The sequence below is a fragment of the Jannaschia marina genome (assembly GCF_013404595.1).
GTDB classification, from domain to species: Bacteria; Pseudomonadota; Alphaproteobacteria; order Rhodobacterales; family Rhodobacteraceae; genus Jannaschia; species Jannaschia marina.
This window is the reverse complement of sequence record NZ_JABVAX010000001.1, coordinates 166416-188258: the sequence shown is the minus strand read 5'-3', so window position 1 is coordinate 188258 and position 21843 is coordinate 166416. Positions and strand designations below refer to the sequence as shown.

Below are 21843 nucleotides of genomic sequence, written 5' to 3'. Positions count from 1 at the left end.
GTCAACGTTTTCGGAGCGGGGGCTTCGGGAAGGAGTAAAAGTGCGGCGAGAGGATCGTTTTGGGCCTATATGCCAGGCAGATCCTAGACTTTGAACATCGGTCGCGCACGGAAGACGCGACGGCCTAGCCCGGATCGCCCGACGGGGCCGGTGCCTGTTTCTTCTGATTGTCGCCGGAGCTTTGCAGCTCCTTCTGCGCGCGCACGTTCGCGTCGCGGTAGAGACTGCGGGACGTGTACTTCAGGTTGATCGAGAGGTTCGACTCGAGCGTGAAATAGGCGCGCAGGAGGCGGAACACGAGATATTCCGGCAGATAGAGCACCTGCAGCACGTAACCGTTCAGCACGAGCGCGAGCACGGACATGATGACCTGCGCCCCGAGAATGACGGCAAGGACCGCCGGAAGCTGCAGCACGTCGAACTGCTTGAAGGCACCGAGATACTCGATCAGGCCGAAGAGCAGGAGCGGCACCATCATCGCCCGCCGTGCCCCGTTGACGAGCATGTAGGGCAGGACGATCTTGCCGCGGAACGTCATGTCCGAGGAGAAGACCACCGCCCGGCAGCGGGCCGTGACGTGATAGGTGGAGCGGAACCAGCGCATCCGCTGCTCGCGCATGTGCGCGAAGGTCCGCGGCACCTCCGAGATGTAGCGGACCTCCGGGTCGACGATCAGCCGATAGCCGAGTTCGCCGATGCGCAGGGACATGTCGGTGTCCTCTCCGTTCATTCCGCCGACGAAGCCGCCGAGTTGCCGCGGGAGGTCCGTCCGGAAGATCACGAACATCCCCGGCACGCCGACGAGCCCGTTGATCGCGGCGAGTCCGACCGAATAGAGCCCGTGCTTCACCGCCGCCTCCACGAAGCGCGCCCGGTCGAAGATCCCGCCGCCGGGCGGCAGCGGCAGGCCGCCCACGACGCCGACGGCCGGATCGGCGAAGTAGCGCATGGCGCGGTGAAAGGCGTTCGGCCGGATCAGCGTATCGGAATCAATGCGCACGAAGTAATCCGTCTCGACCGCGTCGAGCGCGCGGTTGAGCGCGTTGGACTTGCCCGCCTGAGGCTCCTGCAGGACCTCGGCCTTGGCGAACTCGAGCGTCTCCACGACGCGCTTGGCAAGGGCATAGGTGTCGTCGGAGGACGCGTTGTCGACGAAGATGATCTGGACGCGCCCGTCATAGCGCTCGGCCGCGCCGTCGATGGCGCGCAGGGTCTTCTCGACGATGTGCGCTTCGTTATGCGCGGGCACGATGACCGAGATGTCGGGCGAGAAGACCTTGGCCCGATGCAGCACCTGATCGCCGAGACCGCCGAGATAGAGAACGGCGAAGAAGGCCGGGATGAAGAGGAAGACACCCGGTCCGATTCCACCCAGAAGCGCGAAATCGCGCAGGCTCGCCACGAAACTGAAATCGACGTTCGTGGTATAGATCGCGACCCAGCCCGCGAGGACCGCGACGAGCAACGCACGCGTCAGCGTCTCGAGGTTGCGCGAGGTGTCGATCTTCATCGGGACGGTCTCGGGCATACGGCCCCGCTCGAGCAGCTTCATCGAGTAGACGGCGAACCCCATGAGCCCCGACAGCACCTCGACCGCCGTGAGCGGGAAGGAGATGGCCAGCGCCTGGGCGATGAAGATCGACGCGAGGTCGAGACACACGCAGAGGAACGCGAAGTAGACGCAGAGATCGAGGGCCATCCCGATCTTCTTGAGGATGTTCGCGTGGCAGAAGGCGGCGTAGGAGATGAAGTAGCAGAGCACGTAGATCCGCACAGAGATGCTGTGCGTGCCCTCGTAGACGCCCATGAGCAGATCGCCCTGCGGAAACAGGTCGCGCAGGGTCGGGATCGTCGTGATCGCCCAGAGGGACGCGACGCTGAGGATCGAGAAGAGCAGCAGCAGCGCGGGCGCGTACCAGCGCGGAACGGGGTGAGAGAGACCGCGCGGCGTCGAGTCGACCGAAGCGAACTCGAAGGCGACGAATTTCTCCTTCATTCCGAGCCGGTCGCCTCGCCCGCGTCCTCGACCGCGACATCGGGCGAAGCGGCCTCGTCCGGGCCGGGTGGGGGCAGCGTCGCGTCGTCCGTCGGATCCTCCGCCTCGGTCGCTGCGGGCTCCGTCGCCTCCTCTTCCTCCGGGATGGCGTCTTCGGACGGCGTCGCCGCCTCGATCGCCGGTGCCTCGGCACCGTCGGGGACTTCAACGTCGTCGACGGTGAGTGCGGTGCTCGCATTTTCCGGCACCGCTCCGTTCGTCGGGCCGTCCGGGGTCGATCCGGGTGACGGAGTCTCTTCCCCGGGTTCCGCTGCGCCCGGCGCGACCGACGGAGAAGTCGCCGCTTCGGTCTCGACCGTCTCGGCGTCGGGTCCGGCGCCCGTCTCCGGCGCAACATCCGGCGGCGGCAGGCTGGCCTCGGGCGCGCCGCCGCCGCTCTCGCCTTCGCTGATGCTGCCTTCGCCCTCGGCGTCCGGCGGCGCTACGGCCTTGTTCTCCCGCTCTTCCTGCGTCTGCTCGAACGGGGCGGCCGCCGATGTCGGCGGCACTTCCGTATGCGGCACCGCCACGAGCGCCGCGATCCGGGGCCCCTCGTCGAGAAGAAAGGTGTTCAGCGCCTCGTCCGTGAGGTGCACCGGCCGGTAGGGAAGCCCCCCGTCCTCCGGCAGCCTCGGCCAGACCAGCCAGTAGAGGTGGTCGGGATAGGTCTCGGTCAACGCGGCAAAGCCACTCTCCAGCTCGGGTCGAAGGGCGACGATGACCGTCGCCCCCTCCGGATCGAACTCCGCCCCGGTGGTCCACTGTACCCGCTCGCCGAAGGTGTCGGCGAGGAAGGCCACCGCGCTCGATGCCTCGGCCGCGTTCATCTCGTCGGAGACCTCGAGGTGAAGCGTGCCGGACAGCGCGTTGATGAACTCGCCGATGGTCTGATCGGGCGCGGGGACGCCCCCGTTGAGCGCGGTCGTCCGCTTCAATTGCGCGGTGATGGGCGAGCCACGGGTACATTGGCGCGCGTCCTGACGCTCGGAGCTGATGAGCCGGATCTCAAGCGCGTTGCTGAACCGGTGCAAGCCATACGGCAGGTTGATACGCCGTGCGAGATCGAGCGTTTCACCCTCGAATTTCTCGGAATAGACGAGCCCGCCGTTGAGCGTGACCGTCAGGAGCCATTCCGCATCCTCCTGCAGGCCGACCGCGCGCAGGCCGAGCGACAGGGCCGTCGGATACTCCGCATCCGGCGTTTCGCGCAGATCGTAGCTGTGGCGCCAGGCGGTCTCGTACTCGAAGAACCGAGCCTCGGAGTTCTGCCCCGTCTGGGCGATCATCAGGGGCCAGGCCGGATCCTCGAAGCTGCCCTGCCCGCCGGCCGTGATTTCATCGGCGGCGAGCAGATCCTCGGGCGAGAAGACAACGGAGGTCGGGCAGATCGTCTCGACATCGGGCAGGAACTCCGTACGGATGTCGCGCAGGCGTTGGTCGACGGCGAAGCCGATCATCCGCTCGTGGTTGTCGTCCTCCGGCACGGCCGGCCAGGCGATCTGATAAGGCGTCCCGGTCGACCGCAACCGGTCGTTCAGGTCGACGAGCGGGCCGTCGGTCGTCAGCTCGACGCGGCTCGTCGGGTCGATGCGCACGATGAGGCCGCCGTCCCATTCCTGCCGGCAGACGAGCTGGGGGAAGGCCCCGAAGGCGGCAAGCGACACCGTCAGCTGGCTCTGCGTCAGGTCGGAGGGGAGCAGGTTCAGGCGGATCGTGTTCTCGTTCACGCCTTCGCCCAGGATGATCTCGCCGCGCCGCTGGCCGTTGACGTTGACCCGAAGCCGCCCGGTCGAGCCGGCCTGCAATTCCGCGCGCACGTCGAGGATGAGAACGCCGCTGACCACGCCCACCTCCTTGGGCATGTTGAACGAGGCTGACGCATAGCCGGGCGAACCGGCGAGGGCCGTCCAGACGTCGCTTTCGCGCACGATGAAGGTATGTTCCGTCCCCTCGCCGCTGCCGACGCAGGCATCCGGCGGCAGGTTCGACACGAGGTCATAGGTCGTCCGGCCCGTATCGTCGCGCAGGCCCAGCAGGCTCTGGACGTCCGGTTGGATGAAGGTGAACCGCAACAGTGCGATCAACATGATGGTCAACAGGGCCACGCTGAGGATGCGCATGGATCAGCCTCCAGTCTTCAGGTCGTCTCCGGGGGCCACGGCGCGGCCCCCGGCGGGGACGGTGTCTCTCCGTCAGGCGAATTCGGGTCGCCCCGGGGCCTGCCGCTCGGTCCAGAGCGACGTCGCCGGGATCCGCGACAGGTCGCAGCGGTCACGGTACTTGCGCGCGATCGAGATGCTTTCGTCCAGCAAACCCTCGGCCAGCGTGATCGGATTGAGACCCGCATCGAGGAAGGACCGGTTGGAGACCCGCAGGTCGTTCTCCGCCGCCTCGTTCCGCGGATTGTCGACGAGCGCCACCTCCGCGCCCGTCTTGTCGGCCACCAGATGGGCCAGATCGCGGACGCGGTGCGTCTCGGTCATCTGGTTGCGGATGCGCACCGGGTCGCCTGCCTCGGGCGGATCGGCAAGCGCGAGCGCGATGCAGTTGACCGTATCGGCGATGTTGATGAACGCCCGCGTCTGCCCGCCGGTGCCGTGAACGGTCAGCGGGTGACCCACCGCCGACTGCATCAGGAAACGATTGAGGACCGTGCCGTAGTCGCCGTCGTAGTCGAACCGGTTGACCAGCCGCTCGTCGAGCCGCGTCTCGTCCGTCTGCGTGCCCCAGACGATCCCCTGATGCAGGTCGGTGATCCGCAGGTCGTCGTTCTTGGCGTAGTACTGGAACAGCAGCTGATCCATCGACTTCGTCAGGTGATACACGCTGCCCGGGTTCGTCGGATAGAGGATGCTGCGGTCGAAGAGATCGCCCTCGTCGTTGGCGACCTTGACCCGCAGATACCCCTCCGGGATCTCCAGCCCGTCGCCGTCATAGCCGTAGACGCCCATGGTCCCGAGATGGACGACATGCGGGTCGAGCCCGAGCTCCACGATGGCGCAGAGCAGATTATGCGTGGCCCGGATGTTGTTGGCGACCGTATAGCGTTTCGCGGTCGGGTTGCGCATGGAGTAGGGCGCGGACCGCTGTTCTCCGAAGTGCACGACGGCCTCGGGCCTGAGACGCTCCAGACAGGCGCGGAGGGCCGCGTAGTCCTCGGCCACGTCGATCTCCTCGAAGCCGATCTCGGGTTTGCCGAGCCTGGACCACGTCTCGAGCCGGACCGGCAGATCCGCGATCGGCGTCAGGCTGTCGACGCCGAGTTCCTCGTCGATCCGTCGTCGGACGAGATTGTCGACGATCGTGACGTCATACCCGTCGGCCGAGAGCCGCAGTGCGGTCGGCCAGCCGCAGAAACCATCCCCACCAATGACCACAATACGCCCTCGCGAGCGCGCAGAGGGTAAAACCTGGTCCATTGAAAAAATCCCGACGTTGCTTCTGACAGCAAAAAATCACTCGGCAAAAACCGCTTCCAGCCTGTCCTACCGGCGTTCGCCGGCACGGTTGCGGAGCAGAACCAGAGCCTTAAACGGTAAGCTGACGTTAACGTAACGTCAAAAGGAAATCGCGTATCCGAGCCGAAGCGTCGCGCCGGAATAGCGGCGGATCGGGATGTTCGAGCCGTTCCGTTCCAGCCCGATGGCACCGAAGACGGAGCGCCCGTTGCCCAGATCGCGACGCGCCTCGATCTCGCCCTGGAGACGGCGATCTTGCCGCGCGAAGGGATAGGTGGCGGAGAAGGGCCCGCCGTAGTCCCGCGCGAAGGCGGCGAGCCGGGCCGTGATGCGCCAGTCGTCGGAGGAATCGTATCGTCCCTGAAGGCGCAGCCCGAGCTCGTCGTAGCCGAAGCGATCGGCCTCCGCCCGCCGGAACTCCGCATAGACGGTGGCGGCGATCTGATCGAAGGGGCCCCGCTCGGGTCTCCAGGCGTGGCGCAGGCTCAGAAGATATTCATGCTGATCGAAACCCGCGAAGGTCTCCGCATCGTTCTGGTCGCGGTAGCGATAGCGCAAGCCGAACTGCGTGGACCGCCCCCCGTCCTGCCGGAGGTTGAGGACCGCCTGCAGGGTGATCCGGTTGAAGACGCTGTCGAAGAAGGCGGTCTTGTGCTCGACGCCACCGCGCAGGCGCAGTTGCAGCCGCTCCTGCCCCGGAAGATCGGTGCGGTATTCGGCGAAGACGCCGACGGTCAGCTCGTCGAGATCGCGCTCCGAGGGAAACCCCGTCGCCGTGACGAAGGGATCGACAAAGATCTCGCGGCCGGCATCGTCCCGCCAGCGGTACCGCGCGGAGAGCCGCGCCTCGACCGCGCCGAGTCGCTCCGTGCGGAAGAGGCCCCCCGGCCCCTCGACGACTTCGTCCTCCGTCCGCGCTTCCATGGTGAAGGCATAGGTGGGATCGCCAGCCACGAATCCCTGCGCCCCCGCCTGTTGGGCGAGCAGAGCGGCCAACAGGGCGAGGGATCGTAAAATATGCACAAGCCTAAAGCAGCAGAATCAAACAATTGTGTCCACTTGAATCGTGCTGCGACGCGGCAAATCCTGCACCGATGCTGCAAGCATGCCGACATTAATTTTCTTTGGAATAATTCTAAAAACTCTTGTCGGCCCCGCCCCCGGGCCCTAGTCTCTGGTCAGGGTCAGCCAGCTGTCGCCAGCCAGCCCGCCGAACGCGCATGTCTTACGAGAGGTATTCCAATGGCCCAGACCGCATCCGATCTTTCCTCCGACGCCACGACGGCCATTGCCGAGGGGCTGAACCAGGCCGTCGCCGAGACGGTCGTAGCGACCATGCTGGCACAGAACTTCCACTGGAACGTCACCGGCATGTCCTTCGGCCCGCTCCATGCGCTCTTCCAGGAGATCTACGAGGATCACTTCGTCGGTCAGGACGACCTGGCCGAGCGGATCCGGGCCATCGGCGAGATCGCCGAGGGCACGCTGGCCGGGCAGCTGAAACGCTCCAAGATCGAGGAAGGCAGCGAGACCGCCTCCGACAAGGAGATGATCCGCCATCTGGCCGAGGCGCAGGAAACGCTCGGGGCCACCCTCGCCGGTCTCGGCGAGATCGCCGCCAAGCACGGCGACGTCCGCACGGAAGATCTGGCGATCGAGCGCGGACGCGTCCACGACAAGTTCGCCTGGATGCTGCGCGCCCACCTGCGCTGACATCCCGCACGCCGTCGACCCGCCGCCGCTCGCGGCGGGTTGAATAGATCCCCCCGTCGCGTATTGAGCGGGAGGATCGAGGACAGGCGAGATGACGGACTTCCCCTCCCGTGCCCTGCGCCGCCCCCGTGCGGGCTGGGGCCTGACCTGCGCGGCCCTGCTGGTGGCGGGGCTGTGCCTTCTGCCGATCGTGGCGGTCGGCGTTGCCGCCATCCTCGGCGACCTCGACACGGTCACGCAACTCGCGCGGACGGTGCTGCCCCGCTATATCGGAGCGACGCTGGCGCTCGTCGTCCTCACGGGTCTCGGCGCGGCGCTGATCGGCACCGGCGCGGCCTGGCTCGTGGCGGCCTGCGACTTTCCGGGACGGCGCTGGCTCGAGGTGCTTCTGGTGATCCCGCTGGCCTTTCCCGCCTATGTGCTGGCCTATGCCTACACCCATGTGCTCGATTTTCCGGGCCCGGTGCAGACCGCCCTCCGCGACCTGACGGGATGGGGCCCCCGCGACTACTGGTTTCCCGAGATCCGCTCGCTCGGCGGCGCGGCCTTCGTGATGACGCTGACACTCTACCCCTACGTCTACCTGCTCGCCCGGGCGGCCTTCCTGCTGACCGGCCGACGTCCCTTCGAAGTCGCCCGCTCGCTCGGTCAGGGCCCTTGGGCGGCCTTTGCCCGCGTTTCCGTCCCGATGGCGCGGCCGGCGATCCTGGCCGGCGTCCTCCTCGTCGCGATGGAGGTGATCGCGGACTACGGCACCGTCGCCTTCTTCGGCGTGCAGACCTTCGCCACCGGCATCTACACCTCCTGGTTCACGCTGGCCGACCGCGCCGCCGCGGCGCAGCTCGCCCTCGGCCTCCTCGCCTTCGCCCTCCTGCTGGCACTGACCGAGCGTATGACCCGCGGCCGCGCGCGCTTCGCCCCGCAGACCCGCTCCGCGGAGGGACGCCTGCCGCTCAGGGGGTCCGCCGGCCTCCTCGCAACGTTTCTCTGCGCCCTGCCCGTCGCGCTCGGGGCGGTCTTGCCGACGTTCGCGCTCGCCACCATGGCCCGACGGTCGGAGCAGGATCCGTTCAGCCCCCGCTACCTCGACTTCCTGACGAACACCGTAACGCTCGCCGCCATCGCCGCCGTCGTGACGGTGGCCGCTGCCGTCCTGCTCGGCAGTCGCCACCGTTTCGCCCCCGATCCCGCGGGCCGCGCCGCGCTCTCGGTCGCACGGCTGGGCTATGCCGTGCCCGGCGGAGTCATCGCGGTCGGCCTGCTCGTGCCCTTCGGAGCCTTCGACAACGCGATCGACGCCTTCATGGAAGCGACGTTCGGCATCGACACCGGCCTCCTCTTCACCGGCTCGATCTGGCTTCTCGTCCTGGCCTACATGATCCGGTTCCTTGCGGCGGCAATCGGGGCCTACGACGGCGGCCTCGCGACGGTCACGCACAATGTCGACGCGGCCTCGCGCGTCCTCGGGGCCGGGGTCTGGGCCACGATGCGGCGCGTCCACCTGCCGGTGGTGCGACCGGCCGTGGCGACGGCGGCGCTGATCGTCTTCGTCGACGTGGCCAAGGAACTGCCGGCGACGCTGATCCTGCGGCCCTTCAACTTCGATACGCTCGCCGTGCAGGCCCATCGTCTCGCCTCTGACGAACGTCTGCAGGGAGCCGCGGTGCCGAGCCTGGCGCTCGCCCTGCTCGGCCTCATCCCCGTCGTGGTACTGATGCGCCGGATGCGTCGCAGCGGTCTCTGACCAAAGGAAAAGGGGCACCGTTGCCGGTGCCCCCTCGTATCAGGATGGTGGGCGGTTCACTCCCAGCCGACTTCCGCGAAGATGCGGTTGGCGGCTTCGATATTCTTCGCAACGGCCGAAAGGTCCACGGTGTCCTCCGACAGCTCGCCCAGGGCCTGCACGCTCTCGGACAGGGCGACACCCTCGACGACGGGGTATTCGTCATTGCCGTTGGCGAAATACTGCTGCGCCTGATCCGAGGCGAGGTATTCGAGGAAGGCCACCGCGTTGTCGCGGTTCGGCGCGTTGGCAGCCACGCCGCCACCCGACAGGTTGATATGCGCGCCCTGCCCCTCGGTCATCGACGGGAAGACGTGCCCGATCCCCTCGAGTTCCGCCTGGCCGAGGCCGTCGACCTCTTTGCGCAGCGCGCGCGCGAAGTAGTAGGTGTTCGAGATCGCGATGTCGCACTCGCCGGAAACGAGACCGCGCAGCTGATCGGTGTCGCCGCCCTGCGGCGCGCGGGCAAAGTTGTTGACGAAGCCCTGCGCCCATTCGGTCGCGGCCTCTTCGCCATGATGTTCGATTATCGCCGAGAGCAGCGTCTGGGAATAGACGTTGGTCGAGGAACGATGGCAAATCATTCCCTCGTAGGCCGGATCGGCGAGATCGAGATAGGTCTGCGGCGGCGTCTCGACCTCGGCCTCGTCGTAGAAGACGATCCGGGCGCGCTTGGAGAAGCCGAACCACTCGTTGTCCGCGTCCTGCAGGTTGGAGGGGATACGCTCCTCGAGAGCCTCGCTCTCGACGGCCTGCAGCACGCCAGCGTCCTTCGCGCGCTCGAGCCGCGTGGTGTCGACCGTCAGCAGCACGTCCGCCGGCGAGCCCTCGCCCTCGGCTTCCATACGGGCGATCAGCTCGTCGGCGTTGCCCTCGATCCGGTTGATCGTGATGCCGGTCGCCTCCTCGAAGTCGCTGTAGAGACGCTCGTCGGTGTCGTAGTGGCGCGAGGAATAGAGGTTGAGCTCCCCTTCGGCGAAGGCCGGCAGGGCGGTGGTGGCAGCAAGAAAAGCGGCAAGAGTACGGGTCATGTCATCTCCCTGTGTTTTGATCCGAGTATTTCACTCGGATTATGGCAGAGACCCGTAAGGTATTTTCGCGGCAAGGCAAAGTGTTTTTGTCGGATATTTGAACCGCGCGATCCGCGAAAGCCCGGTTGTCCGCGCCCCGGACCGTCGGCTAGTCAGGCCGCGACGTCCCTGAAAGGCCGCCTGCCATGATCCCGCGCGTCGACGCCGCCGCCCTGCTTGCCCCCGACCATCCGGACCATGCCGACGCCCGCGCCGCCGCACGGGCGGGCGCGGCCGAGATCGGGTTCCTGACGGTGTTCAATACCGCGATCGCCCCCGCCACGGTCGCCGGGGTGATCGACGCCTACCGCGCCTTCTTCCACCTGCCCGCGGCAGAGAAACGCGCCGTCGATATGGCCCGCACGGGGGCCAATCGCGGCTGGGGCGCTCCCGGTTCGGAGCAGGTCAACCCGGCGGCCAACCCCGACTACAAGCAGGTGTTCGACTGCGGCCTGGAACTGGCTCCGACAGATCCGGTCGCCGCGCTCGACCTGCCTGTCTATGCCCCGAACCTCTGGCCCGACCACCCGGCCGGCTTCGCGCCCACCCTGCGCGCATACTACGGGGAGGCGACGGCGGTTGCGCTCGACCTGCTCTGTGCGATCGCCGAGGCGACAGGTGGCGACGGCACCTATTTCCGCGAACGTTTCAGCCGGCCGATGGCCCTTCTGCGCGGGAACTTCTATCCCGCGCGCCCGGCCGATGCGACGGCGAAGGACTTCGGCATCGCCGCACACACGGACTACGGCTGCCTGACGCTTCTGGCGACCGACGGCGCGCCCGGCCTCGAGGTGGAGCGGCGCGGCGGCGGCTGGATCCCGGTCACCGCACCAGTGGGCGAATTCGTCATCAACTTCGGCGAGATGCTCGAAATCTGGACCGAGGGCCGCATCCGCGCGACGCCGCATCGCGTGAAGGGGCCGTCGAGCGAGCGCATCTCGGTTCCGCTGTTCCTCAATCCGAACCACGACGCGATCGTCTCGCCGCCGGGGGCCGCGCCCATGCGCGCCGTCGATCACCTGCAGGCCCGCTTCTCGGAGACCTACGTCCACCTGCAGGCCGGCGCGACCTAGCTCAGGCCGGGCGCAGCCCGAGCATGGCGCGCGCCTGGGCCACGGTCGCCACGGGGCGGTCGTGACGCACGCAGACCTCGACCGTTCGCCGCACGAGCGCAGCATTCGACGGCGCAAGGGTGTCGCGGTCGAGCCGTATGTTGTCCTCGAGTCCCGTCCGCGCGTGCCCGCCCGCCGCGACGGCCCAGTCGTTCAGCACGATCTGCCCCGGCCCGATCCCGGCGGCGCACCACTCCGAACCGGGCAGGAGCCGCCGGACCGTCTCGACGTAGAAGTCGAACGTCGGGCGATCCACGGGCATCGCGTTCTTCACCCCCATGACGAACTGGACGTAGGCCGGCGCGGCCAACCGCCCGTCGCCCTGCATCCGCGCGGCCTGATGGATATGGCTCAGGTCGAAGCATTCGACCTCCGGCTTGATGTCATGCGCCCGCATCTCTGCCGCGAGCCAGTCGACGAGATCCGGCGGGTTCTCGTAGACGCGGCTGGGAAAATTGTTCGACCCAACAGAGAGCGACGCCATGTCCGGCCGGAGCGGCAGCATCGCGCCCCGCGCGCGCCCGGCCCCCGTGCGACCGCCGGTCGAGACCTGGAAGATCATGCCCGGACAGTGCCGGGCGATCCCCTCCTGCAGGGTGGCGAAACGCTCCGGGTCCGACGTCGGGTTCTCGTCGCCGTCGCGCACGTGGGCGTGGCAGATCGTGGCCCCGGCCTCGAAGGCCGCCTGCGTGCTCTCGACCTGCTGCGCCACGGTCACGGGCACCGCGGGGTTGTCCGACGTGCGCGGCACCGACCCGGTGATCGCCACGCAGATGATGCAGGGTTTCGTCATGCCGCGGCCCCTTCTTCCTGCCGAAAATACTCCGGGGAGCGCGAGGGGCCGGCCCCTCGCCCGCCTCAGATCAAAAAGAGCGTGATCGCCGGGAACGCCACGAGGATCGTCACGCGCACGAGGTCGGAGCCGACGAAGTAGATGACCGCGCGGTAGGTCTGAAGCATCGGCGTGCCCCGGTCCATCGCGTTGATGACGAAGAGGTTCATACCCACAGGGGGCGTGATGAGCCCGACCTCCACCACGATCAGGGTCAGGATACCGAACCAGATCGCCACCTCTTCCGCCGTCATCCCGAAGTCGAGCGCGGTGATGACCGGAAAGAAGATCGGGATCGTCAGAAGGATCATCGACAGACTGTCCATCACGCAGCCGAGCAGCAGGTAGAACGCCAGGATCACGATGAGCACGGTCACCGGCGCGAAGCCCTGCTCCACGACCCAGCTCGACATTTCCTGCGGCACCTGCGTGAGCGCGAGGAAGCCGTTGTAGATCGCGGCACCCAGCACGATGAAGAAGATCATCGCCGAGGACTTCGCTGTGACGAGGAAGCTTTCCATGAGCGTGCGGCCGTTGAGCCCGCCGTTGACCAGCGCGATGAGCCCGGTGCCGAGCGCGCCCACGGCCGCCCCCTCGGTCGGCGTGAAGATGCCGCCGTAGATGCCGCCGACGACGGCCACGAAGACCACGAGCACGGGCCAGACCGCCGCGAGGTGGCGGAAGCGTTCGCTCATGGGAATGGGCGCGCGGGTGCCAGCCGCGTCGGGGTTGATCCGCACGTAGACCGAGATGGCGATGACGTAGCCGAGCGCCGCCAGAAGCCCCGGCACGAAGGCAGCCAGGAAGAGCTTGGCGATGTTCTGCTCGGTCAGGATCGCATAGATCACGAGGATCACCGAAGGCGGGATCAGGATGCCGAGCGTGCCACCGGCGGCCAGCGTCGCCGTCGAGAAGCCGCCGTCGTAGCCGTAGCGCCGCAACTCCGGCAGGGCGACACGACCCATGGTGGCCGCCGTGGCGAGCGAGGAGCCGCAGATCGCTCCGAACCCGGCGCAGGCCCCGACCGCGGCCATGGCGACCCCGCCCCTCCGGTGCCCAAGGAAGCCCTCGGCCGCCCGGAAGAGCGCCTGGCTCATGCCGCCGAGCGTCGCGAAGTGCCCCATCAGCAGGAACATCGGAATGATCGACAGTGAGTAGGACGAGAAGGTCGAATAGGTCTCGTTCTTGAGCCGCGAGAGCGCGACCGTGTTGCCGCCCGTCACGAAGTAGAGGCCGACGAGTCCCACGACGAACATGGCGAGCCCGATCGGCACGCGCAGGAAGATCAGGAGGAGCAGGCCCGGAAAGGACCAGAGGCCGATCTCGATATTGCTCACGGATCGACCCCCTCGTTCGGCAGGATGTCAGTCCGCGTCAGAAGCTCGGCGGCGCGCACGACCGCGATGTAGACGGCGATCAGCGCGGTCACGGTGGCACCGGCGAGCGCGGCGGCATAGGCCCACCAGATCGGGAACTGGATGAGATAGGTCGTCTCGCCGTAGCGCATCTTGGCCTCGGTCCCGAGCCAGAGCTGCCATGCGATGAGCGCCATGACGGCGGCGAAGAGGAGCGCCCAGAGAAGCGTCAGCACCCGGTTCACCGTCAGGCCGAAACGGCTCGTCAGGATGTCGACCGAGGCATGGCCGCCCTTGAGCTGCGTGATCGGAAGGAAGGCGAAGATGCAGAAGGCCATGCCGGCCTCGATCAGTTCGAAGTCGCCGTTGATCGGCCCGATCCCGAGGCCGAGCGCCCAGTCGGCGAAGCCGGTACCGTCGAAGAGCGGGCCGTGGAGCACGCCGTTGAGGAAGCGACCCAGGATCGACAGGCAGGTCATCAGGATCAGCACCGTCAGGACGAGCCCGCCCAGGATGGCCATCAACCGGGCCAGCGCCTCGATGATCCGTCGCAGCATCTCGTTCCCCCATACGAAAGGGCCGCCCCCCGCGGGATGCGGCCCCCTCATTCGTCATAGCGTCAGCCGTCGTAGGCGTCCATCAGGGCCCGCGCCTCGTCGATCAGCGCCTGGCCGTCGATGCCCTTCTCCTCCATCTCGGCGAGCCACGCGTCGTAGACGGGCTGCGCCGCCTCGCGCCAGGCCTGCGCATCCTCTTCGGAGACGGTCACGATCGCGTTGCCCGCGTCCGCCGCGATCTGGCGCGAGGGGCCGTCGGCATCGGCCTGCGTGCCCCCGGCGAAGACCGAGAACTCGAGACCCGAGTTGTCGTCGATCACCGTCTTCAGGTCGTCGGGCAGGCTCTCGTACTTGGCCTTGTTCATCGCCAGCACGAAGGTCACGTTATAGAGATGGTTGCCCTCGAACTCGGTGTGGTTCTGCACGAGCTCGGGGATCTTGAGCGCCGGCGTCACCTCCCACGGGATCGTCGTGCCGTCGATCACGCCCTTCGAGAGGGCCTCGGGGATCGCCGGGACGGGCATGCCCACCGGCGTCGCGCCCAGCGTCTCGATCAGGGCGTTCACCTGCCGGGTCGCGCCGCGGATCTTCAGGCCCTGCATGTCCTCCGGGGTCAGGACTTCCTGATTGGCGTGGATCATGCCCGGTCCGTGGATCCAGGTGCCGAGGATATGCACGTCGGCGAAATCCTCCTGCATGTGCTTCTCGTACATCTGCCAGTAGGCGGAGGATCCGGCCCGCGCGTCGGTCACCATGAAGGGCAGCTCGAAGACCTCGGTGCGCGGGAAGCGGCCGGGGGTATAGCCCACCACCGTCCAGACCACATCGGCCACGCCGTCGATCGCCTGATCCATCAGCTGCGGCGGGGAGCCACCCAACTGCATGGACGGATAGCGCTCGATCTCGATACGGCCGCCCGACGCCTCCTCCACGTTGTCGGCCCAGACGTCGAGAATGAGTTTCGGAACATTCGCCTGCGCCGGCAGGAACTGGTGCAGCTTGAGCGTCACGTCCTGCGCCGCGGCCGGCAGCGCCCCGAGCGCGAGCGCCGCGCCGCCCAGAAGCCCGGCAAGGGTTCTGCGATTGATCATGTGGTTCATCCTCCCTGAATGACGCGAGGCGCTTGCGGCCCCTGCGCGTCGGACCTCAGCACGAAAGCCGGGCCATTGCAAAACGTAAATCCGTCCGATCGGTCGGATTTGGTCGCTACTCCCGTCCTTCGCGGAGCCATGCCCAGGTGGCGAGCCCCGCGGCCAGCATCAGGAAGAGCCAGGCAGGCACGAGCGACAGGACGCGCACATCCGCCGTCAGATACGCCGCGCGCGGGGTATAGCCGAGCCAGCCGCGCCCGGCAGCGTTGCGCCCCTCTCGCACGGCACGCAGGTCCGGCAAGCCGTCGGCCACGCGGATCGCCCCGCCATCGCGCGCGTCGATAGCCGGGCGGAGCACGGCGTCGGTGGCGATGGTTTCGACGAACTCCCGCGGGGCCGCGGGGCCGAGACCGATCACCGCCGTCCGCTCGCCCTCGGCCAGGCGATAGAGGCCCTGTTCCTCGCCGATCAGCCGGCCGACGAAACGCCCCGGAGCCTCCTCCTCGAGGTCGAGCTGGGACTCGCTGCCGTCCGGTGCCGTCACGGTGACGGCCCCCGGAGCCTCGCCCAGCGTGCGGCGTGTCACGGTAATCTCCTGCCCGAGCGCAGAGGCCGTCAGCGCCTCCTCCTCGAGCTCGGGCTCCTGCATCAGCCAATGGGCCAGCCGCCGCAGAAGCTCCGCCTGCGGCCCACCGCCCTCGAACCCCCGGTCCCACATCCAGACGTGGTCCGACCCCAGCAGCGCCACGCGCCCCGCCTTCACCCGGTCGAGCACCAGGAGCGGCTCCTCGTCGAGACCCGACATCACCGCCTGCGTCTCGGGCAGTGCCTCGACCTGCACCTGACGGAACCACCGACCCCAGGGCGCGCCGTCGAGGCCGAACCCCGTCGGCAGCCCCTCGGTGACCGGGTGCTTCTCGCCCAGCTCCGAGACCTCGGGCAGAAACCCCTCCTCCCGCACGATGGCGGTGGGGGCGGCGGGCAGGATCGGCGCGAGCGGGGAGCGGAAGATGCTGTCGGCACTGGCGAAGTCCGGGCCGGCCGCGACGAGGAGCGCGCCGCCCTGCTCCACGTAGGAGCGCACGTTGTCGAGGTAGATCGACGGCAGGATCCCGCGACGCTGGTAGCGGTCAAAGATGATCAGGTCGAACTCGTCGATCTTCTCGGAGAACAATTCGCGGGTCGGAAAGGCGATGAGCGACAGCTCGGTGACCGGCACGCCGTCCTGCTTGCCCGGCGGGCGCAGGATCGTGAAATGCACGAGGTCCACCGCCGCATCCGCCTTCAGCAGGTTGCGCCAGGTCCGCTGCCCCGTGTGCGGCTCGCCCGAAACCAGAAGCACGCGCAGCCGGTCTCGCACACCGTTGATCTGCACCACCGCGGCATTGTTGCGGGGCGTCAGCTCGCCCTCGGCTTCGGGGGTGGAGAACTCGATCACGTTCAGGCCCCCGTGCGGAAGCGTCACCGGAAGCTCGATATCCTCACCGACCGGCATCACGTAGGCACGCGGCTGCCCACCGTCGACGGCCAGCACGATCTCGGCCTCGGTGCCCGCATCCTCCGGCACATCGCCCTGATCCTCGATGCGGAGCGTGATCGTGAACTCCTCGTCGAGGATGGCGAAGCTCGGGGCGTTGGACACGATCAATCGGCGATCCCAGTCGCCCTCCTCTCCCGTCTGCAGCAGGTGCAGCGGCGCGGGCAGCTCGGGCATCTGCGCGGCGTCGTGAACGCGCCCGTCGGAGATGACGACGGCCCCCGCCACCCGGTCGCGCGGGACCTCGGCCAGCATCTCCGAGAGCGCGGCCATGGCAAGCGTGCCGCTGTCGCCCTCTCCGTCGCCCACGCGGGCAACCCGGGTATCGAGGCCCTCGGCCTCCGCCTCCCGCAGGAGATCATCGAGCGCCGCGGCCGTCTGCACCGCGCGGTCCGAGAGGTTCTGGCTCGCGCTCTCGTCGACCGCGATCAGCAGGATGTCGGTCAGCGGCTCCCGCTCCTCGGTCTGCAGCGAGGGATTGAGGAGCGCGACCGTCAGCGTCACCACCGCCAGCCCGCGCAGCCACCAGCCGGGCAGACCGCGCAGCGCCGCAAGAAGGCATCCCAGAAGCGCCACGGCCCCGAGCCCGGCAACGAGCCAGAGCGGGAACATCGGGTCGAGGAGGATCTGCCGAGTCATGTCAGTTCCCCAGCCGGTCGAGCAGGGCGGGCACGTGCACCTGATCGGATTTGTAGTTGCCCGACAGCACATGCATCACGAGGTTCACGCCGAAGCGGAACGCGATCTCGCGCTGCTGTTCCCCGGCGAAGCCCCGTCCCACGGGCAGCAGCGCGCGCCCGTTGGCGTCGACCGCCCAGGCCGCGGCCCAGTCGTTCGCGCCGATGACCACCGGCGTCACCCCGTCGTTCAGATTGCGGAACGGCATTCCCTCCACCTGCTCCACGTCCGGGCTCGCCTCGACCCAGACCTCACGGGAGGCGTAGCGGCCCGGATAGTCCTGCAGGAGGTAGAAGCTGCGCGTCATCACGTGATCGTCGGGCAGCGGCTCGAGCGGCGGAATGTCGAGCGGTGCGGCCAGGTCGCGCAGGCGCTGCGCCGCCGGCGAGGAGGAGCCGAAGCCACCGATGTCGGCGTCACGCGTGTCGAAGACGATCATGCCGCCGCCACGCAGGTAGCGGTTCAGCTTGGCATAGGCCTCGGTCGAGGGCTGCGGCTGGCCCGCGTCCACGGGCCAATAGAGGACCGGATAGAAGGCAAGCTCATCCATCTCCAGATCGACGCCGCGCGGGGCCTCGGGCTCGACACTCGTGCGTTGCCGCAGGACGAACGACAGGCCGCGAAGGCCCGCCTCCGACACCTCGTCGATGCGGGCGTCCCCCGTCTCCACGTAGGCCAGCGCGACCTCGGCGGGCGGCGCGGCCTCGTCCTGCGCGCGCGCTTCCGGGGCTGCGATCCCGAGCGCCAGAAGCGCGACCACCGCCGTCGTCGCCCCGCCGCCCCGGAGCCGTCCGCCGAGCCAGAGCGAGGCCAGCGCATCCACCGTCAGCAGGATCAGTGCGGCAGCCAGAAGGAACGGCATGAGGTTGCGCTCGTCGCCCCTTTCCAGCCCCTCGACGATCGTGCCGGCGGGCCAGCTTGCCGCGACCAGCTTCGCTTCGGGGCCCAGAACGTTGACGGCAAGGCTCTGGCCCGGCCCCTCGTAGAGACCCGGCGGCAGATCGCGGGACGGCACCGGCTCGACCAGTTGCGCACCGTCGATCCCGGCCTGCGTGCCCGCGTCGCGCGCCACCCCGAAGCCATCGAGCGTCACCCGCGGAACCCAGGTCGTTCCCTCCAGCGCCTCGGCCGAGAGGGCGGCGGGCCGGGTCGAGACGGCGAGGCGCTCCAGCATCTGCACGAACAGACCCGAGAGCGGCAGGCTCGACCATTCGGCGTTGGCCGTGACGTGGAACAGAACGACCTGCCCCTCCCCGAGCGCCTTGCGCGTCACGAGAGGAGTGCCGTCGGCCAGCGCGGCGATGGTGCGGTCGGCCAGCGTCGGGTCGGGCTGCGCGACGACCTGGCTCGTCACCGTCACCTCCTCGGGGACGGGCAGGCCAAAGAACGGCGAGCCGCTGTCGAAGGGTCGCAGGGCCTTGGGCTCGCCCCAGCTGAGCGCACCGCCCACGGTGCGCCCGCCCGAGCGCAGACGCACAGGCATCAACGCATCCTCCGCGTCGCGGCTTACGTCCGAAGCGGCGAGGTTCGGCCCGGCGAAGCGCAGGAGAAGACCGCCCTCCTCCACCCAATCGGTGACGGCCTCTGTCTCGGACGGCGAGAGACGGGCCACATCCGTCATCACCAGAACGTCGGGCGACGCGGGCAGGAGCGTTTCGAGGTCGCCCTCGATCAGATCGGCCGTCGGCGCGAGGGCGTTGCGCAGGTAATAGAGCGGCGCGAGCAGGTCCTGCGCCTCGTCCTCGGCCTGCGTCAGCAGGGCCACCTCGCGCCGGGCGAGGCTGTCGTCGGTCAGGCTCACCGCCCCGGCGGACCGCTCACCCACCACCTCGAAGCGGCTCACCCGGTTGCGCAGTTCGGGCGGCAGCGAGAGCTCCACCTCGGCTTCCTCCGTGCCCGCGGCGAAATCGGCGGTGGCCACGCCGAGCTGCGTGAGCGCCCCCGACGGCCCCGGACCGACGGCCCGCAATTCGACGCTGCGCTCGGTCGCATCGCCAAGCCGCAGCGCGCGCAGTTCGATCGTCCCGTCGGCGTAGCGCGCGGGCGTCAGGCCGAGCAGGGGTCGCTCACTCTCGATCACCCGAGCCGAGAGTGTATCGCGCCCCTCCCGCGCGAGACCGTCGGAGACCCAGACGACCTCCGCACCATCGGCGTCGAGCGCGTCGAGCCCGGCGTAGTCCGGCCCCCAGGCGCGCGGCGTGATCGCGGGCAGACGCTCGATCCAGTCGGCCGCCGATTGCCAGGGGATCTCCTCGGGCAGCGGCTCCGTCAGCGGCAGGACGGCGGCCAGCCGCCCGGCCCGCGCCGCGTCGCGCAGCATCTCCTCGACCTTGGCCATCCGGTCCGGCCAGTCGCGCGCCGAGGCCCAGCTCGCGTCCATCACCACGAGGAGCGGACCCGTCCCCGTGCCTGCCTGCCGCGGGTTCAGGATCGGCCCGGCGAAACCCAGGATCACGGCGGCAAGTGCCAGCATCCGCAGGAGCAGGAGCCACCATGGCGTCGTCGCCGTCTGGCTCTCGTCGTCCTTGAGGCCGAGTAACAGCACGATGCCGGGAAACCGACGCCGGATCGGCGCGGGCGGCACGGCCCGCAGAAGCCACCACAGGATCGGCAGCGCGATCAGCGCCAGCAAGAGGAACGGCGTGGTGAAGGCGACAGCACTCATCGGCGACGCTCCAGCGCGGTATAGAGCGACAGGAGCGCGGCTCCCGGCGCGGCATCGGTATGGTGCAGCTGATAGCGCCAGCCCGTCCGCCGGCAGAGATCGCGCAGCTCGGCCCGGCGTGCGGCGAGCCGCTCAAGATAGTCCTCCCGCAGCCGACCGGCCTTCAGCGTCTCGAAGCGCACGGCCCCCGACATGCTCTCGAAGACGGTGCGACCATCATAGGGAAACGCCTCCTCCTCCGGGTCCAGCACCTGCAGAAGCACGCCCTCGACGCCGCGGTCGGCGGCCGAAGTCAGCGCGGCCTGCGCCGGTTCGAGCGGCCCGAGGAAGTCGGACAGAAAGACCGCGCGCGCCCCGGACGGCATCACCCGGGGGCGCGGGGCACCGTAGTCGGGCACGTCGCCGCCTTCCATCAACGCATCGGCAATGCAGATCAGCTGCGCCTTGCCGCCGCGTGGCGGCTCGGCCAGCGTGGCGAGGCCCGTCCGCTCCCCCGCGCGCACGGCCAGCACGGCAAGCGCCAGCGCCAGCGTCTGCGCCCGACGCAGCTTCGACGGCCGGTCGCCCGAGGCGAAGCGCATCGAGGCCGCGTCGTCGACCCAGAGCATCAGGGACTGCGCCGCCTGCCACTCGGTCTCGCGCACGAAATGACCGTCGCCCCGCGCCGATTGCCGCCAGTCGATCGCGCGCCGGGGGTCCCCCGGCTGCGCCGCGCGGAACTGCCAGAAGGCATCACCCGCCCCGGCCCGCTTGCGCCCGTGTTCCCCGAGGAGGATCGTCTGCGCCAAACGCTCCGCCGCCATCAGAAGGCCCGGCAGCGTCGCCGCCGCGGCTTCGGACCGGGCGCGCAGGGTCGCCGGCGTATGAAGCGCCTCGGCCACGCGGCTCAGGCGGCCTGCGCGACGCGGGTGATGCGCTCGGCCGTCTCGGCGATGACCTGTTCAAGCACCACACCCTCGGCCCGCGCCGCGAAGGAGAGCGCCATGCGATGCGCAAGCACCGGCTGCGCCAGCCGGGCCACGTCCGACACGTCGGGCGCGAGCCGCCCGTCGAGCAGCGCCTGCGCCCGCACCAGCAGAATGAGCGCCTGCGCCGCGCGCGGGCCGGGGCCCCAGGCGACGTGGGCCTGCACCTGCTCGGACGCGGCGGGATCGTCAGGGCGACAGGCCCGCACGAGGTCGAGGATCAGGTCCACCACCGTCTCGCCCACCGGCATCCGCCGCACCACCGCCTGCGCCGCGATCAGCGCCTCGGCATCGAAGACGGCATGCGCCTCGGCCTCTGCCCCGCCGGTCGTCGCCAGCACGATCTCGCGCTCGGTGTCGCGGTCGGGATAGGCCACGTCGATCTTGACGAGGAAGCGGTCGAGCTGCGCTTCGGGCAGCGGGTAGGTTCCCTCCTGCTCGATGGGGTTCTGCGTGGCGAGGACGTGGAACGGCGCGGGCAGCATCCGGGTCTGGCCGGCGACCGTCACCTCCCGCTCCTGCATCGCCTGCAGGAGCGCCGACTGCGTGCGGGGCGAGGCGCGGTTGATCTCGTCCGCCATCAGAAGCTGCGCGAAGATCGGCCCCTCGATGTAGCGGAACGCCCGTCCGCCATCGGCCGCCGTCTCCAGCACCTCCGAGCCGAGGATGTCGGAGGGCATCAGGTCGGGCGTGAACTGGATGCGGTTGCCGCTGAGGCCCATCACGGTCGCCAGCGTCTCGACGAGCCGCGTCTTGCCGAGCCCCGGAAGCCCCATCAGGAGCGCGTGCCCGCCCGACAACATCGCGGCGAGCGCCAGCTCGACCACCCGGTCCTGCCCGATGATGCGGGTGGCGATCGCCGTCCGCGCCCCGGTCAGCTTGGCGCCGAGTGCCTCGATCTCGTTCAAAAGCTCGTCCGCCCCGTGATCTCCGGCCATTGCAATGCTCCCGCGCGCGTTATCTCTATGGTCTAGGTATGGCTGACGGATGCG

The 21843-nt window shown here is 68.7% G+C and carries 16 protein-coding genes; 3 read left to right on the top strand and 13 right to left on the bottom strand.

Going from position 1 to position 21843, the window contains the following annotated elements; genetic code table 11:
- Positions 1-124: 124 nt before the first annotated feature.
- The 4 genes from HSX43_RS00935 to HSX43_RS00920 form a co-directional block, all read right to left on the bottom strand.
- The gene (locus HSX43_RS00935; protein ID WP_179378207.1) at positions 125-1996 is read right to left on the bottom strand and encodes a glycosyltransferase; all 1872 of its coding nucleotides are present in this window, start codon (positions 1994-1996) and stop codon (positions 125-127) included.
- A complete protein-coding gene (locus tag HSX43_RS00930; protein ID WP_179378206.1) occupies positions 1993-4155 on the bottom strand; it encodes an ICP22 family protein in 2163 nt (720 codons plus the stop codon). The genes HSX43_RS00935 and HSX43_RS00930 overlap by 4 nt, the downstream gene beginning before the upstream one ends.
- A 72-nt stretch (positions 4156-4227) precedes the next feature.
- Positions 4228-5454 (bottom strand): NAD-dependent epimerase/dehydratase family protein, encoded by a 1227-nt coding sequence (locus tag HSX43_RS00925; RefSeq protein WP_179378205.1) that lies wholly within the window; start codon positions 5452-5454, stop codon positions 4228-4230.
- Between the two features lie 138 nt (positions 5455-5592).
- Positions 5593-6489, bottom strand: coding sequence for a hypothetical protein (locus tag HSX43_RS00920; RefSeq protein ID WP_179378204.1), 897 nt, complete (start codon positions 6487-6489; stop codon positions 5593-5595).
- A 246-nt stretch (positions 6490-6735) separates the two neighbouring features.
- Here HSX43_RS00920 and HSX43_RS00915 point away from each other — a divergent pair, with 246 nt between their 5' ends.
- Together HSX43_RS00915 and HSX43_RS00910 are read left to right on the top strand one after the other, a co-directional pair.
- On the top strand, positions 6736-7206 hold the full coding sequence (locus HSX43_RS00915) for a Dps family protein (RefSeq protein ID WP_179378203.1): 471 nt from the start codon (positions 6736-6738) through the stop codon (positions 7204-7206).
- A 91-nt stretch (positions 7207-7297) separates the two neighbouring features.
- The gene (locus tag HSX43_RS00910) at positions 7298-8950 is read left to right on the top strand and encodes an ABC transporter permease (RefSeq protein ID WP_179378202.1); all 1653 of its coding nucleotides are present in this window, start codon (positions 7298-7300) and stop codon (positions 8948-8950) included.
- 56 nt (positions 8951-9006) lie between these two features.
- Here HSX43_RS00910 and HSX43_RS00905 read toward each other — a convergent pair whose 3' ends face one another.
- Positions 9007-10020, bottom strand: a complete 1014-nt coding sequence (locus HSX43_RS00905) for an extracellular solute-binding protein (protein WP_179378201.1) — start codon at positions 10018-10020, stop codon at positions 9007-9009.
- A gap of 185 nt (positions 10021-10205) precedes the next feature.
- On the opposite strand from HSX43_RS00905, the gene HSX43_RS00900 reads away from it, so the two are divergent.
- Positions 10206-11132 carry an isopenicillin N synthase family dioxygenase gene (locus HSX43_RS00900; RefSeq protein WP_179378200.1) on the top strand — a complete coding sequence of 309 codons (927 nt, stop codon included), beginning with the start codon at positions 10206-10208 and terminating at the stop codon, positions 11130-11132.
- Between the two features lies 1 nt (position 11133).
- On the opposite strand, the gene HSX43_RS00895 is transcribed toward HSX43_RS00900, so the two are convergent.
- From HSX43_RS00895 to HSX43_RS00860, 8 genes are all read right to left on the bottom strand, one after another.
- Positions 11134-11964, bottom strand: coding sequence for a BKACE family enzyme (locus tag HSX43_RS00895; RefSeq protein WP_179378199.1), 831 nt, complete (start codon positions 11962-11964; stop codon positions 11134-11136).
- A 65-nt stretch (positions 11965-12029) separates the two neighbouring features.
- Complete coding sequence (locus tag HSX43_RS00890; RefSeq protein ID WP_179378198.1) at positions 12030-13340, bottom strand: TRAP transporter large permease; 1311 nt, start codon at positions 13338-13340, stop codon at positions 12030-12032.
- Positions 13337-13915, bottom strand: a complete 579-nt coding sequence (locus HSX43_RS00885; RefSeq protein ID WP_179378197.1) for a TRAP transporter small permease — start codon at positions 13913-13915, stop codon at positions 13337-13339. Before HSX43_RS00885 ends, HSX43_RS00890 begins: the two co-directional genes overlap by 4 nt.
- Before the next feature lie 62 nt (positions 13916-13977).
- Complete coding sequence (locus tag HSX43_RS00880) at positions 13978-15006, bottom strand: TRAP transporter substrate-binding protein (protein ID WP_179378196.1); 1029 nt, start codon at positions 15004-15006, stop codon at positions 13978-13980.
- A 115-nt stretch (positions 15007-15121) separates the two neighbouring features.
- A complete protein-coding gene (locus tag HSX43_RS00875; RefSeq protein ID WP_179378195.1) occupies positions 15122-17182 on the bottom strand; it encodes a hypothetical protein in 2061 nt (686 codons plus the stop codon).
- Between the two features lies 1 nt (position 17183).
- On the bottom strand, positions 17184-19886 hold the full coding sequence (locus HSX43_RS00870; RefSeq protein ID WP_179378194.1) for a DUF4159 domain-containing protein: 2703 nt from the start codon (positions 19884-19886) through the stop codon (positions 17184-17186).
- Positions 19883-20767 (bottom strand): DUF58 domain-containing protein, encoded by an 885-nt coding sequence (locus tag HSX43_RS00865; RefSeq protein ID WP_328794906.1) that lies wholly within the window; start codon positions 20765-20767, stop codon positions 19883-19885. The genes HSX43_RS00870 and HSX43_RS00865 overlap by 4 nt, the downstream gene beginning before the upstream one ends.
- Positions 20768-20772: 5 nt before the next feature.
- Positions 20773-21789: an AAA family ATPase gene (locus HSX43_RS00860; RefSeq protein WP_179378193.1), complete on the bottom strand. Its 1017-nt coding sequence runs from the start codon at positions 21787-21789 to the stop codon at positions 20773-20775.
- Between the last annotated feature and the right edge of the window lie 54 nt (positions 21790-21843).